Below are 13215 nucleotides of genomic sequence, written 5' to 3'. Positions count from 1 at the left end.
CCTCTTCGAGGCCACATGTCCGCTCTTCCCCAACGCGCCCGGCGCAGCTTCGTCGCCGACCCACGCTCGGTCGGCCAGGCACGACGTTTCGCGCGCGAGCTGCTGGAGGAGTGGGGCGCGCCCGAGCTGATCGACAACGCCGCGCTCGTGGTCAGCGAGCTGGTGACCAACGCCGTGGTGCACACCGGCACGACCGCCGTCGTCGACCTCCGCCTCGACGCCGCGTCGCTGCGCGTCGAGGTCGCCGACCAGCACCCCACCCGCACCCTGCCCACCGGGACGAGCACGCCACCCGCGGACGCCGAGGGTGGCCGCGGCCTGATGATCACCTCGTCCCTGGCCTCGTCGTGGGGCGTCGAGTACACCCCGGTCTCCAAGCGCGTCTGGCTGGTCTGCGACCGCGAGCGTTCGCCGGGCCGACAGGGGCCGCCCGCGCGGGCCCGGCAGTCCGTGGCGGTGCACGGGACCACCGTCGGCGTGGTCGAGCTGGCGGGCGACGGCACCGTCGTCGCGTGGAACGCCGACGCCACCGGACTCTTCGGCTGGCAGCCCGAGCAGGTCGTCGGCCGGGCCTTCCACCAGCTCGTCGATCCGGTGGCCGGCGAGCGCCCGCCCGAGGGTCCGGTGACCACCGACACCTGGCAGGGGGCCTACGCCCTGCTCTCACCGGAGGGCGTCCCGATTCCCGTCTTCGCCTCGCACGCGGCCAGCAGCCACGGTGACGGCTCGTCGGTGCTCCTCGTGCCGGAGGAGCGCCGGGCCCTGATCGAGCACCCGGCCCGCGCGCAGTCGACGACGCCGAGGCGCGATGCCGACCCGCTGCGGCTGCGCAACGACGCGCTGCTCCGGCTCGCGGTCGACGACTACCTCCCGCTCGCGACCGAGCGGGTGCGCGACGCGCTCGACGCGGACGCGGCGTACCTCCTCATCGGGCACGAGGTCGACGACGCGTTCGAGGTGGTCGCGGTGAGCGGGCTGCCCGACACGCTGCGCGGCACCCGGCTGGTGGCGGGGGAGCCCGGCATCCCCGACCCCCGCAGCCCGCACCTGCCGGTGCTCGTGGACGACGCGGCCAACGACAAGGTGCGCCTCCTGGAAGGCACCTCGGCGCGGTCGCTCGTCGCGGTGCCCGTGGTGGCGGCGGGTCGGGTGATCGGGTCGCTGGGTGTCGCTTCGGAGTCCCGCCACGGCTTCAGCGACGACCAGTGCGTGCTGCTCCAGCAACTCGCGGACTCGCTCGCCCTGGCCGCCGACCGGGCCCGCCTCCAAGCCTCCGAGCGCGAGAGGCGGGGCTGGTTGACGTTCGTGGCCGAGGCGGGCGACCTGCTGGCCGCCTCGCTCGACCAGGAGATGACGATGGCGATGACCGGCCACATCGTCGTGCCCCGCCTGGCCACCTGGTGTGCGGTCTACCTCGACGACGACCGGGGTGAGCCGGTGCTGCAGCAGGTGTGGCACGCCGACGAGCGACTCGTCGAGGACCTGCGCAACTCGCTGGCCAAGGCGCGGCCCGACGAGCTCGACGGGACCGAGGACGCCGTCCTCGCCGGGGAGCTGACCACGCTGCGCCTGGTCGCCCGCGGCCGTGGCTTCGGGCACCTCACGCTGGGCCGGCCCGCCGGCAACCCGCTGCGCGACGACGTCAAGCTCGTGACCGACTCGATCGCGCGACGGGCGGCGCTGGCCATCGACAACGCCCGAGCCCACGGCGCGCTGATGAGCACCGGGCAGGCCCTCCAGAACAGCCTGCTCCCGCCCTCGCTCCCCGACGTGACCGGCCTCGACGTCGGCGTCGTCTACGCCGCGGCGGGTGAGGGCACGGCCGCCGGCGGCGACTTCTACGACCTGTTCCCCCTCGACGCGGGCACGTGGTGCTTCGTGGTCGGCGACGTCTGCGGCACCGGCGCGGAGGCCGCGGCCGTGACCGGGCTGGCACGGCACACGATCCGCGCGCTGACCCGTGCCGGCTTCCCGGTCGCCCCGATGCTCGAGCGGCTCAACGCGGCGATCCTCGACGAGGGGGAGCGGTCCCGCTTCCTCACCCTGGTCTGCGGGATCTTCCGCATCTCGGGGGGCCGGTTGCACCTCAGCCTGGTCAACGCCGGTCACCCCGCGCCGTTCGTCACCGCCGCCGACGGCAACGTACGGCGGATCGGTGCCCCCCAGCCGCTGCTCGGCGTGCTCGACCGGGTCGACTACCTCGCCGAGGAGCACGTGCTCGAGCGGGGCGAGCTGCTGGTCGCCCTGACCGACGGGGTGCTGGAGCGCCGCGACGGTGGGCGCATGATCGACGACGAGGGCGTCGTGGCCGAGCTCCGGCGGGCCGGTGACCTGCCCGCGCAGACGGTGGCCGAGCGCGTACGCCGCCTCGTGGTCGAGTTCGCCGACGTCCCGCCCAGCGACGACATGGCGATCCTGGCGCTGCGGGTCTCCGGCTGATGGGTGCCTGATGGAGGACTGCGTCTTCTGCGGCATCGTGGCCGGCGAGCACGAGGCCGAGGTGGTGCTGGCGACCGACGACTTCGTGGCGTTCCTCGACCAGCGGCCCGTGTTCAAAGGTCACGTCCTCCTCGTGCCGCGCCAGCACGTCGTCACGCTGCCGGACCTGCCCGCCGAGCTGCGCGACGGGTTCCTGGCGGCCGCCCAGCGGATAGCCGCGGCCGTCGTCGCGGGCCTGGGCGCCCAGGGGTCGTTCGTCGCGGTCAACAACACCGTCAGCCAGTCCGTGCCCCACCTCCACCTGCACGTCGTGCCGCGGACCAAGGGCGACGGCCTCCGCGGCTTCTTCTGGCCGCGGACGAAGTACGCCGATCCCTCGGACCGAGACCACTACGCCGGCCTGCTGCGGGCCGCCCTAGAGTGACGACCGGTCCACCGCACTTCACCACCGAGCAGCACAGAGGAGTCTCACCATGGGTCGTTTCGACGGGCGCGTCGCAGTCGTCACCGGAGCCGCACGCGGCATCGGGTTCGGCACCGCCAAGCGGTTTGCCGAGGAGGGCGCGGCGGTCGCGATCATCGACCTGGACGAGACCGCTGCCGCGGAGGCGGCGGCCAAGCTCGGCGCCACGAAGGCCATCGGCATCGGCTGCGACGTGGCCAACGCGGAGTCCGTGGACGCCGCGATCGCCCGCGTCGTCGAGGAGCTCGGCGGCATCCACATCCTCGTCAACAACGCCGGCATCACCCGCGACAACCTGCTGTTCAAGCTGACCGAGGACGACTGGGACATGGTCATGAACGTCCACCTCAAGGGTGCGTTCCTGATGACCAAGGCCGCCCAGAAGCACTTCGTGGAGCAGAAGTACGGCAAGATCCTCAACCTCTCCAGCGTCTCTGCGCTGGGCAACCGCGGCCAGGCCAACTACTCCGCCGCCAAGATGGGCATCCAGGGCTTCACCCGCACGCTCGGCATCGAGCTCGGCCCCTTCGGCATCAACGCCAACGCGATCGCGCCCGGCTTCATCGCCACCGAGATGACCGACGCCACCGCCGCCCGCCTCAAGATGGACGTCGAGGAGTTCCGCCGGCTCAACGCCGAGGCCAACCCGGTCCGCCGCGTCGGCTTCCCCGAGGACATCGCGGCCGCCGCCGCCTTCCTGTGCAGCGACGAGGCGTCGTACATCACCGGCCAGACGCTGTACGTCGACGGCGGCGCCAAGCTCGGCTGACGCCCGGGTTCCACGTGGGGCTGGTCACGCCGCCCCGCGTGGAGACCGCCTCCGGGTTTGATTTCCGGCCCGCGGGGCTGTCTAACGTGCCCGGATGCCTACCTCGAAACGCTTGCGCTCCCTCGTCGCGGTCCCGGTCGTCACGGCCGGCCTCCTGGCCGGCACCATGTCGATCGCCCCGGCCGCCGACGCGGGTGGCGCGCACCACCGTCATCACACCTGGCGCTACTGGCACATCCAGAAGGGCCGTCACATCGCGCTGAACCAGATCGGCGACCCCTACGCCTACGGCGCTGCCGGGCCGGGTCGCTTCGACTGCTCGGGGCTCATCTACTACAGCTTCCGCAAGGCGGGCTTCCGCCACGTGCCGCGCACCTCGGACGCGCAGGCCGCCCACATGCGCCACATCAGGAAGAAGGACATGCGTCGCGGTGACTTCATGTTCTTCACCGACGGCGGCGGGGTCTACCACGTCGGCGTCTTCCTCCGCTGGGTGAACGGTCGCGCGCTGATGCTGCACTCGCCCCAGGAGGGCGAGCGCGTCCGGCGCGAGCACCCGTGGACCACGCAGTGGTTCGCGGGCACCCTGCGTGGCCTCTGACACAAGCGCGAGGAGGACCCGTCGGTGCTCTGGTACGTTCGCCGACCGGGTCCTCCCGGGCGCGCCTCCCCACGGTCGACGGGGCGCGTTGCACACTTGAAGTCGACCAGATCACTAGACGAACGGAGCTCCCCCGTGCGCCGTGCCCACCTGTCCGCCTCGGTCCTGCTCGCCGCGAGCCTCCTGCTCGCCGGGTGCGGCGGGGGAGACGACTCCTCCTCGGGCGATGACACCCCGGCCTCCCAGCAGATCGCCGGCGGCTCCACGCTCGACTCCACCTGGCCGCTGACCGGCCTGGAGGTCAGCGGCGACGAGAGCGCCTCGACGAGCCACCCGGTGCTCGTCGCGAAGATGGACAACACCTACTCCAGCGCCCCGCAGCTCGGCCTGAGCCACGCGGACATGGTCGTCGAGGAGCTCGTCGAGGGCGGCCTGACCCGCCTGGCGGCGTTCTACTACTCCGACATCCCCGGCACCGTCGGCCCGGTCCGCTCGATGCGCGCCAGCGACATCGGCATCGTGTCCCCGGTCAAGGCCGACGTGGTGACCAGCGGTGCCGCGGCCCGCACGATCGCCCGCATCAAGGGCGCCGGCATCACGTTCTTCGGCGAGGGCTCGCACGGCTTCGCCCGCGACAACTCGCGGAGCGCGCCGTACAACCTCTTCGCCAACCTGACCGACGTCGCCTCGACGATCAAGCAGGACGACGCCCGCCCCGACGACTACCTCCCGTGGGGCGACGAGAAGGACTTCCCGAAGGGGCAGCCCGCCACGTCGATCGCGGCCACGTTCTCCGGCGGCCACACGACCAACTGGGTCTACCAGGGCGGCGGCTACGTCAACCAGAACACCTACGCCGCCAAGGGTGACGAGTTCCCGGCCGACACGGTGCTGGTGCTCCGCGTGGAGGTCGGCGACGCCGGCTACCTCGACCCGGCCGGCAACCCGGTCCCCGAGACGAAGTTCACCGGCAAGGGCGAGGCGATGATCTTCCACGGCGGCCACCTCGTGCGCGGCACGTGGACCAAGAAGGACCTCGGCTCGCCGCTCGAGCTGTCCACCCGGGCCGGCAAGCTGACCGTGCCCGCGGGCCACACCTGGATCGAGCTGGTGCCGGCCAAGACCGGCGACGTCACGTTCAAGAAGTAGCCCGACCACGCGGCCGTACGCCGCGAGACCACACCGGACGGCGGGGCCGTCGAGTCACTTGGACTCGATGACCTCGCCGTTCGGCAGTTCCACGCCGGACGCGGCCAGCGCCTGGAAGCCGGCCAGGATGAAGCCGATGGCCGTCTCGACCCGGGCGGCGGCCGCGATCGGGTCCTCGGCGCCCGAGACGGACTCGCCGGCCGAGGACATCGCGCCGAAGAAGATCCGCGCGAACGTCTGCTGCATGTCCTCGTCGAGCTTCCACTCGCCGGCGCTCAGCACGGCCTGGACGATGTCGAGGACGTTGGCGAAGGTCGAGCGCTCCTCCTGCTCGCGGTAGCGCTCGTAGCCCAGCACGGCCGGGCCCTCCTGGATCACGATCCGCCGATAGCGGGGCTCCTGGACGACCTCGAGGAAGGCGCGCAGGCCGGCGATGGCCTTCTCCCACGGGTCCTTGTGCCCCTTGAGGGACTTCTGGATCGCCCGGGCGGCGTCGGTCTCGACGCGCTCGAAGACGGCCTCGAAGAGCGCCTGCTTGCCGCTGAAGTGGTGGTAGAGCGCGCCCTTGGTGACGCGCGCGCCGGCGACGATCGCGTCGAGCGAGGCGTTGGCGTAGCCCAGCTCGGTGAACAGCTCCTCGGCGACGTCCACCAGCGCCCGCTTGGTCGAGGCGGAGTACTGCTGCCGGCGGCTGGTCCCGACGTGGGGGACCTTGGGGACCAGCTTGGACACCGAGGACTTGGTCATCCCCGGAGTCTAGGACCGACCGCGGGTACGGGTGGTCGGGATCACGCGCGTCGGAATTGCATACTCTTGGTATGGGTCCGTACTCTGAGTACGTACCAACGGTATGTAGGTGAAGCCCAAGGAGCCGACCATGACCTGGAAGTCCTTCCACCGACGCGGAGAAGTCCTCCGCACCGTGATCGCCGCCGCGGACACCCGACGCGACGGCACCCTCCCTCTCGACGTCGACGGCGTGGCCGAGACGTTCCCCGACGCGCTGAGCCTGCTCGGCGCCCTGCAGCTGCGCTGGCACACCCGCCTGTCGGGTCGCATCGAGCGCGAGCTGATGAACCAGCCGATGGACCTCGAGCAGGCCGTGGTCACCGCATGGCAGCAGACCGCCGAGGAGCTGCCCGGCGTCCGTTCGATCGTCGACCACTACCGCGACCAGCCCCTCGACGAGGGGATGGCCGTGGCGATGGCCAAGGCCGCGGCCAAGGAGCACGTCCTCCTCGCCGTGATGGCCGGCCGCGCCGGCGCCCACGACGAGGCTTCCGCCGCCCGTGAGGGCGCCCGGATCGAGGCCTCGGCGCGCGCGAAGTACCGCCCGTTCCGCCAGTTCACCCAGCCCGCCCCCGAGCCCGGCATCCTCGACCGGATCCGGGCGGCGCTCGCCGCCTGACACCACCCAGACCAGGCAGCCCCGGTTGCCGACGCACTCGCGGTCCTCCCGCCGCGAACCTCCCTCCCCCTGCGTCGGCCCCGGGGCTGTCGTCCGTCATTTGGGGGATCCGGGCGTCTGGCGCGGGACCATTGCGGGATGATGGAGCCATGAGCGAGGCACGCGCGGGAATGCTCCTGGTGGCCACGCCTGCGCTCCTCGACCCCAACTTCGCCGACACCGTCGTGCTCCTGCTCGACGTCGACGAGAACGGCGCCCTCGGCGTCGTCCTCAACCGGCCCTCGGGGGTCCCGGTGGCCGAGGTGCTCGCCGACTGGGGTGACGTGGTCGCCGAGCCCGAGGTGCTCTTCCACGGCGGTCCCGTCAGCACCGAGGGCGCCCTGGCGGTGGCGCTCCTGCGCGCCGACGACGACGTGCCCGTCGGCTTCCGGGCCGTCGACGGGGCCGAGGGGCGGTTGGGCCTGGTCGACCTCGACACCCCGGTCGAGCTGGTCGACGGCAGCCTCGACGGGCTGCGGATCTTCGCCGGGTACGCCGGCTGGGGAGCCGAGCAGCTGGAGGGCGAGATCGAGGAGGGCAGCTGGTACGTCGTGCCCGCGCTGGCCCCCGACGTCTTCCGCTGCGACCCCACCGACCTGTGGCGCGACGTGCTGCGCCGCCAGCCCGGCGAGCTGGCGTGGAACTCCACCCGACCCGTCGATCCGGATCTGAACTGACGGGCAATCTGGCCTACAGTTGCTCCTCGTGACCACCATCGGATTCTCGACAGACACGGACGTCCGCGAGGACCGCCGTACGGTCCCGACAGACGAGGGTGACCACGAGCGCTTCTCCCACTACGTGGAGAAGGACAAGCTCACCGAGGCGATGGTCATGGGCACCCCCGTCATCGCCCTCTGCGGCAAGGTCTGGGTGCCCAGCCGGGCCCCGGAGAAGTTCCCGGTGTGCCCCGAGTGCAAGGAAGCGTGGGAGAACATGCGGGACGACGAGGGCGACGAGTGACGGGACGGCCCGACCCGGACCAGCCACACCACGACCCCCAGCACGACCCCCAGCTCGACCAGCTCAGCCCCGCCCTCCCGCCCGCCTACCCGGCCCGCGCGGCCTGGGGCACGGCCCCGTCGCTGCGCGCCTGGCAGTCCGCGGCGATGCAGCAGTACTTCACCGACCTCCCGCGCGACTTCCTGGCCGTCGCGACCCCGGGCGCCGGCAAGACGACGTTCGCGCTGAGCGTCGCGGCCGAGCTGCTCGGCCGCCGCCTGGTCGACCGGATCACCATCGTCGCGCCCACCGAGCACCTCAAGCTCCAGTGGGCCGAGGCCGCGGCGCGCGCCGGCATCCCCATCGACCCGACGTACTCCGCGGGCAAGGGCAAGACCTCGCAGGACTTCGTCGGCATCGCGGTCACCTACGCCGGCGTCGCGGTCAACCCGCTCGCCATGCGGATCCGCACCGAGCGCTTCAAGACCCTCGTCATCCTCGACGAGGTGCACCACGCCGGCGACGCCCTGTCGTGGGGCGAGGGCGTGCGCGAGGCGTTCGAGCCCGCGCAGCGCCGGCTCGCCCTGACCGGCACGCCGTTCCGCTCCGACATCAACCCGATCCCCTTCGTCCAGTACGCGCCGGGCAACGACGGCATCCCGCGGTCGCTGGCCGACTACACCTACGGCTACGCCCACGCGCTGGCCGACCACGTGGTCCGCCCGGTGCTCTTCATGGCCTACTCCGGCGAGATGACCTGGCGCACCCGTGCCGGCGACGAGATCGCCGCGCGCCTGGGCGAGCCGCTGACCAAGGACCTGACCAACCAGGCGCTGCGCACGGCCCTGGACCCCAAGGGCTCCTGGATACCCTCGGTGCTGGCCGCGGCCGACAGTCGCCTCACGGAGGTACGCCGGCACGTGCCCGACGCCGGTGGCCTGGTCATCGCCACCGACCAGGACTCGGCCCGCGCCTACGCCAAGATCCTGCGCCAGATCACCGGCGAGGCCGCCACGGTCGTGCTCTCCGACGAGAAGGCGGCGTCGAAGAAGATCACCGAGTTCACCGAGAGCGACCGCCGCTGGATGGTCGCGGTGCGGATGGTCTCCGAAGGCGTGGACGTCCCGCGCCTCGCCGTCGGCGTCTATGCCACCACCACCTCGACCCCGCTGTTCTTCGCCCAGGCCGTCGGCCGCTTCGTGCGCGCCCGGACCCGGGGCGAGACCGCGTCGGTGTTCCTCCCGTCGGTGCCCACGCTGCTCGGCTTCGCCTCGGAGATGGAGGTCCAGCGCGACCACGTGCTGGGTCGCAAGATCAACGACGACGGCGACATCTTCGCCGCCGAGGACGACCTGCTCGCCCAGGCCAACGCCAGCGAGGCGGCCTCGGCGGAGCTCGAGATGTCCTTCGAGGCGCTCGGCTCCGAGGCCCGCTTCGACCGGGTGCTCTTCGACGGCGGCGAGTTCGGCCACGCGGGGGAGGTGCACGTCGGCTCGGAGGAGGAGATGGACTTCCTCGGCATCCCCGGGCTGCTCGAGCCCGCCCAGATGCGTGAGCTCCTGCACCAGCGGCAGAGCGACCGGGCCAAGAAGCAGAAGGCGCGGTCGGCCGCCTCCAGTGAGCCGGACACGGTCGCCGAGGTGTCCACCCACGAGCAGCTCGCCGTCCTCCGCCGCGAGCTCAACGGTCTCGTCGCGGCGTGGTACCACCGCACCGGCCAGGGCCACGGGATCACCCACGCGGCGCTCCGCAAGGAGTGCGGCGGACCCGCGGCCGCGGTCGCCACGGCCGACCAGCTGCACGCCCGGATCAACCAGATCCGCGACTGGGCCTCGCGCAAGTCGTCCTAGATTCTGGCTACGACCCGGCACGGTCCCGGCCCCTACACTCGAGAGCATGCCGGCTGAGACGTCACAGACGCTGGACCGGGGCCTTCGGGTGCTCGACGTCCTCGCGGCGTCCCCCGGCGGCCTGACCGTCACCGAGCTCGCCGGCCGGCTCCAGGTCAACCGGACTGTCGTCTACCGGCTCGTCAGCACGCTCGAGCAGCACGCGCTGGTGCGCAAGGACAGTCGCGGCCGCCTGCACGTCGGGCTCGGGGTGCTGCACCTCGCCTCGGCCGTCCAGCCGGTGCTGCGCGACCTCGCTGTGCCGGTGCTGCGGGCCCTGGCCGAGCAGGTCGGCTGCACCGCGCACCTCACCGTCGCCGACGGCGAGGAGGGACTGGCCCTGGCCGTCGTCGAGCCCTCCTGGACCGACTTCCACGTCAGCTACCGGGTCGGCTCGCGGCACCCCCTGACCCACGGTGCGGCCGGCAAGGCGATCCTGATGGGCCGCCGCCCCGACGCCCCGCCGTACGCCGTCACCTCGGGCGAGCTGCAGGCGGGCGCCCGCGGGCTGGCCTCGCCCGTGCGCAACGTCGAGGGACTGGAGTCCAGCATCGGCATCGTGACGCTCGGCGACCTCGACGCGGCCACCATCGGCCCGATCGTGGCCGCCGCGGCCGCGGAGTTCTCCTCGCGCCTGTCCTGAGTCCGGCCCGACTCAGTCGCGCACGGCCTCGCGGGCCAGCGGGGTGACCCGGTAGGGGACCTGGGTGGCCAGCGCGATCACCGTGGAGGACCGGACAATCGCGGGCTCCTTGAGGACGAGGTCGATGACCCGCTGGAGGTCGGTGTTGGAGCGGGCGACGACCCGCGCCCACATGTCGCCGGCGCCGGTGATCGTGTGGGCCTCGAGCACCTCCGGGATCGCCGCGAGGTGCCGCCCGACCGTGTCGTGGCCGCCGCGCTGGCCCCGGAACTCCTCGGTGTCCTGCCGGATCTCCAGCGTGAGGAACGCCGTGACGGGATAGCCCAGGGCCTCGGCGGACAGCTCCGGGCCCCACCCGGTGATCACCCCGGAGGCGACCAGCTTGTCCAGCCGTGCCTGCACGGTGCCGCGGGCCACGCCCAGCCGGCGCGACGCCTCGAGCACCCCCATCCGGGGGTCCTGTGCGAAGAGGTCGATCAATCTGCCGTCGAGAGCATCCATCGGGCCTCCATTGCTGGACAATCTGCACAGGGTTTCGACGTACTCTTGCACAGGGTGTGCGCCCCACGACAGGCTTCGCCCATGACGACGACCCACGAGACCCCCACGACCGGCGGTGCCCTCACCGCGGACGAGCTCAAGGCCGACCTGACCCTCGAGCAGCTCAAGCAGCTGGTCGGCCTGGTCGAGTACGACGCCTCCAGCGACCCGTTCCCGGTGACCTCGATGGACGCGATCGGCTTCGTGGTCGGCAACGCCACCCAGACCGCGAACTTCTACCAGCTCGCCCTCGGCATGGAGCTCGAGGCCTACCGCGGCCCCGAGACCGGCACCCGCGACTCCAAGTCCTACGTGCTCCGCTCGGGCAGCGCCCGCTTCGTCTTCACCGGCGGCGTCACCCCCGACAGCCCGGTGCTGGACCACCACCGCAAGCACGGCGACGGCGTGGTCGACCTCGCCCTCGAGGTCCCCGACGTCGACAAGTGCATCGACCACGCCCGCTCGGTCGGCGCGACCGTCCTCGTGGAGCCGCACGACGTCTCCGACGAGCACGGGACCGTCCGGATGGCCGCCATCGCGACCTACGGCGAGACCCGCCACACGCTGGTCGACCGCTCGCGGTACGACGGCCCCTACCTCCCCGGCTACGTCGCCCGCAGCACCACGGTGGCCCGCCGCGAGGGGCACCCCAAGCGCCTGTTCCAGGCCGTCGACCACTGCGTCGGCAACGTCGAGCTGGGCCACATGGACGAGTGGGTCGAGTTCTACAACAAGGTCATGGGCTTCACCAACATGGCCGAGTTCATCGGCGACGACATCGCCACCGACTACTCCGCGCTGATGTCCAAGGTCGTCGCGAGCGGCAACCACCGGGTGAAGTTCCCGCTCAACGAGCCCGCCATCGCCAAGAAGAAGTCGCAGATCGACGAGTACCTCGAGTTCTACGACGGCGCCGGCTGCCAGCACATCGCGCTCGCGACCAACGACATCCTGCGCTCGGTCGACCTGCTCCGCGACAACGGCATCGAGTTCCTCGACACCCCCGACTCCTACTACGACGACCCCGAGCTGCGCGCCCGGATCGGCGAGGTGCGGGTGCCGATCGAGGAGCTGAAGAAGCGCAAGATCCTCGTCGACCGCGACGAGGACGGCTACCTGCTCCAGATCTTCACCAAGCCGATGGGCGACCGACCGACGGTCTTCTACGAGTTCATCGAGCGGCACGGCTCGCTGGGCTTCGGCAAGGGCAACTTCAAGGCGCTCTTCGAGGCGATCGAGCGCGAGCAGGACGCCCGCGGCAACCTCTGAGCAGTCCGACCCGTCGTACGCCGGTCAGGCGGAGCGGGCGTCGGGCCGCCGGAACGTCCGGCGGTACTCCGCGGGGGAGACCCCCACGTGGTTGCCGAAGTGGTGGCGCAGCAGCGCGGCCGAGCCGAAGCCGGCGCGCCCGGCGACGTTCTCGACCGCCAGGTCGCTGGACTCGAGCAGCTCGCGCGCGTGGTGCAGGCGCTGGGCCAGGAGCCACTGGCCCGGCGTCGTGCCGGTCTCGGCGGCGAAGCGCCGCGCGAACGTGCGCTCCGACATCGCGGCCCGCCGCGCGAGGGTGCGGACCGACAGCTGGTCGGCGAGGTTGGCCTTCATCCACTCCAGGAGGGGGCCGAGGCTGTCCGCCTCGCACACCGGCACCGGGAGGTCGATGAACTGGCGCTGGCCGCCGTCGCGCTGCGGCGGCACCACCATGCGCCGGGCGATCCGGTTGGCCGCGGCCGCGCCGAGCTCGCAGCGCACGTGGTGCAGGCAGGCGTCGATGCCGGCCGCCGTGCCGGCGCTGGTGATCACCCGGTCGTCCTCGACGAAGAGCACGTCCGGGTCGACCTTGGCCCGGGGGTGCCGCCGGCGCAGCTCGTCGGTGTGGCGCCAGTGGGTGGTGCAGCGGCGGTCGTCGAGGAGGCCGGCCTCGCCGAGGAGGAACGCGCCGGAGCAGACCGACAGCACCCACGCCCCCCGGGCGTGCGCGCGGCGTAGGACGTCGACGAGGGCGGCCGACGGGGGCCGGTCGTAGTCGTAGGCCGGTGCGACGACGAGGTCGGCGGCGTCGGCCGCGTCGAGCCCGTGGGGGAACGACATGCTCATCCCGTTGGCGAGCTCCACCGGTGTGCCCGGGTGCTCGGTGCAGGCCAGGAAGTCGATCGGCGGGACGCCGTCGTCGGTCCGGTCGATGCCGAAGACCTCCTGCACGACGCCGAGCTCGAAGAGCCCGGGACGGTGGGGGACCACCATGGCCACGGTGCGGAGGGTCATGGCACCCATGATGGCAGGAAGTATGCGAACCCTGTCAATACCGCCACTGGTGGCGTGATCCTTGCGGTTGG

The 13215-nt window shown here is 72.0% G+C and carries 14 protein-coding genes; 11 read left to right on the top strand and 3 right to left on the bottom strand.

Annotation, left to right across the window (positions count from 1 at the left end):
* The first annotated feature begins 15 nt into the window (after positions 1 to 15).
* The 5 genes from FB382_RS13475 to FB382_RS13455 all read left to right on the top strand — a co-directional run bounded on the left by FB382_RS13475 (position 16) and on the right by FB382_RS13455 (position 5421).
* On the top strand, positions 16 to 2439 hold the full coding sequence (locus FB382_RS13475; protein WP_182539892.1) for a SpoIIE family protein phosphatase: 2424 nt from the start codon (positions 16 to 18) through the stop codon (positions 2437 to 2439).
* A 10-nt stretch (positions 2440 to 2449) separates the two neighbouring features.
* Positions 2450 to 2863 (top strand): HIT family protein, encoded by a 414-nt coding sequence (locus FB382_RS13470; protein WP_182539890.1) that lies wholly within the window; start codon positions 2450 to 2452, stop codon positions 2861 to 2863.
* Positions 2864 to 2912: 49 nt separating this feature from the next.
* Positions 2913 to 3671: an SDR family NAD(P)-dependent oxidoreductase gene (locus FB382_RS13465; RefSeq protein WP_182539888.1), complete on the top strand. Its 759-nt coding sequence runs from the start codon at positions 2913 to 2915 to the stop codon at positions 3669 to 3671.
* A 94-nt stretch (positions 3672 to 3765) separates the two neighbouring features.
* On the top strand, positions 3766 to 4272 hold the full coding sequence (locus tag FB382_RS13460) for a C40 family peptidase (RefSeq protein WP_182539886.1): 507 nt from the start codon (positions 3766 to 3768) through the stop codon (positions 4270 to 4272).
* A 135-nt stretch (positions 4273 to 4407) separates the two neighbouring features.
* Positions 4408 to 5421, top strand: a complete 1014-nt coding sequence (locus FB382_RS13455; RefSeq protein ID WP_182539884.1) for a DUF3048 domain-containing protein — start codon at positions 4408 to 4410, stop codon at positions 5419 to 5421.
* A 54-nt stretch (positions 5422 to 5475) separates the two neighbouring features.
* On the opposite strand, the gene FB382_RS13450 is transcribed toward FB382_RS13455, so the two are convergent.
* Positions 5476 to 6168 carry a TetR/AcrR family transcriptional regulator gene (locus FB382_RS13450; protein ID WP_182539882.1) on the bottom strand — a complete coding sequence of 231 codons (693 nt, stop codon included), beginning with the start codon at positions 6166 to 6168 and terminating at the stop codon, positions 5476 to 5478.
* A gap of 130 nt (positions 6169 to 6298) precedes the next feature.
* Between FB382_RS13450 and FB382_RS13445 the strand changes: the two genes are divergently transcribed.
* The 5 genes from FB382_RS13445 to FB382_RS13425 all read left to right on the top strand — a co-directional run bounded on the left by FB382_RS13445 (position 6299) and on the right by FB382_RS13425 (position 10342).
* Positions 6299 to 6829, top strand: a complete 531-nt coding sequence (locus FB382_RS13445; protein WP_182539880.1) for a hypothetical protein — start codon at positions 6299 to 6301, stop codon at positions 6827 to 6829.
* Between the two features lie 149 nt (positions 6830 to 6978).
* The gene (locus tag FB382_RS13440) at positions 6979 to 7545 is read left to right on the top strand and encodes a YqgE/AlgH family protein (RefSeq protein ID WP_125037898.1); all 567 of its coding nucleotides are present in this window, start codon (positions 6979 to 6981) and stop codon (positions 7543 to 7545) included.
* Between the two features lie 37 nt (positions 7546 to 7582).
* Entirely contained in the window at positions 7583 to 7831 is a 249-nt protein-coding gene (locus tag FB382_RS13435; protein ID WP_125038424.1) for a DUF3039 domain-containing protein, read from the top strand.
* Between the two features lie 146 nt (positions 7832 to 7977).
* Complete coding sequence (locus FB382_RS13430) at positions 7978 to 9660, top strand: DEAD/DEAH box helicase (protein WP_246378052.1); 1683 nt, start codon at positions 7978 to 7980, stop codon at positions 9658 to 9660.
* Positions 9661 to 9706: 46 nt separating this feature from the next.
* Positions 9707 to 10342, top strand: coding sequence for an IclR family transcriptional regulator (locus FB382_RS13425; protein ID WP_125037896.1), 636 nt, complete (start codon positions 9707 to 9709; stop codon positions 10340 to 10342).
* A gap of 12 nt (positions 10343 to 10354) precedes the next feature.
* On the opposite strand, the gene FB382_RS13420 is transcribed toward FB382_RS13425, so the two are convergent.
* A complete protein-coding gene (locus FB382_RS13420) occupies positions 10355 to 10843 on the bottom strand; it encodes an Lrp/AsnC family transcriptional regulator (protein WP_182539876.1) in 489 nt (162 codons plus the stop codon).
* 81 nt (positions 10844 to 10924) lie between these two features.
* Here FB382_RS13420 and hppD point away from each other — a divergent pair, with 81 nt between their 5' ends.
* On the top strand, positions 10925 to 12151 hold the full coding sequence (hppD, locus tag FB382_RS13415; RefSeq protein ID WP_125037894.1) for a 4-hydroxyphenylpyruvate dioxygenase: 1227 nt from the start codon (positions 10925 to 10927) through the stop codon (positions 12149 to 12151).
* A 24-nt stretch (positions 12152 to 12175) separates the two neighbouring features.
* Here hppD and FB382_RS13410 read toward each other — a convergent pair whose 3' ends face one another.
* On the bottom strand, positions 12176 to 13144 hold the full coding sequence (locus FB382_RS13410; RefSeq protein ID WP_220481345.1) for a helix-turn-helix domain-containing protein: 969 nt from the start codon (positions 13142 to 13144) through the stop codon (positions 12176 to 12178).
* Positions 13145 to 13215 lie beyond the last annotated feature (71 nt).

It is taken from the genome of Nocardioides ginsengisegetis, assembly GCF_014138045.1.
Taxonomy (GTDB): Bacteria; Actinomycetota; Actinomycetes; order Propionibacteriales; family Nocardioidaceae; genus Nocardioides; species Nocardioides ginsengisegetis.
This window is presented reverse-complemented; position numbering and strand designations above follow the sequence as displayed.

Excerpts from the sequence above, each read along its gene's own strand:
- hppD (WP_125037894.1), top strand. The coding sequence starts at position 10,925 with ATGACGACGACCCACGAGACCCCCACGACCGGCGGTGCCCTCACCGCG.
- FB382_RS13420 (WP_182539876.1), bottom strand. The coding sequence starts at position 10,843 with ATGGATGCTCTCGACGGCAGATTGATCGACCTCTTCGCACAGGACCCC.
- FB382_RS13450 (WP_182539882.1), bottom strand. The coding sequence starts at position 6,168 with ATGACCAAGTCCTCGGTGTCCAAGCTGGTCCCCAAGGTCCCCCACGTC.
- FB382_RS13430 (WP_246378052.1), top strand. The coding sequence starts at position 7,978 with ATGCAGCAGTACTTCACCGACCTCCCGCGCGACTTCCTGGCCGTCGCG.
- FB382_RS13475 (WP_182539892.1), top strand. The coding sequence starts at position 16 with ATGTCCGCTCTTCCCCAACGCGCCCGGCGCAGCTTCGTCGCCGACCCA.
- FB382_RS13445 (WP_182539880.1), top strand. The coding sequence starts at position 6,299 with ATGACCTGGAAGTCCTTCCACCGACGCGGAGAAGTCCTCCGCACCGTG.
- FB382_RS13440 (WP_125037898.1), top strand. The coding sequence starts at position 6,979 with ATGAGCGAGGCACGCGCGGGAATGCTCCTGGTGGCCACGCCTGCGCTC.
- FB382_RS13460 (WP_182539886.1), top strand. The coding sequence starts at position 3,766 with ATGCCTACCTCGAAACGCTTGCGCTCCCTCGTCGCGGTCCCGGTCGTC.
- FB382_RS13410 (WP_220481345.1), bottom strand. The coding sequence starts at position 13,144 with ATGACCCTCCGCACCGTGGCCATGGTGGTCCCCCACCGTCCCGGGCTC.
- FB382_RS13425 (WP_125037896.1), top strand. The coding sequence starts at position 9,707 with ATGCCGGCTGAGACGTCACAGACGCTGGACCGGGGCCTTCGGGTGCTC.
- FB382_RS13470 (WP_182539890.1), top strand. The coding sequence starts at position 2,450 with ATGGAGGACTGCGTCTTCTGCGGCATCGTGGCCGGCGAGCACGAGGCC.
- FB382_RS13465 (WP_182539888.1), top strand. The coding sequence starts at position 2,913 with ATGGGTCGTTTCGACGGGCGCGTCGCAGTCGTCACCGGAGCCGCACGC.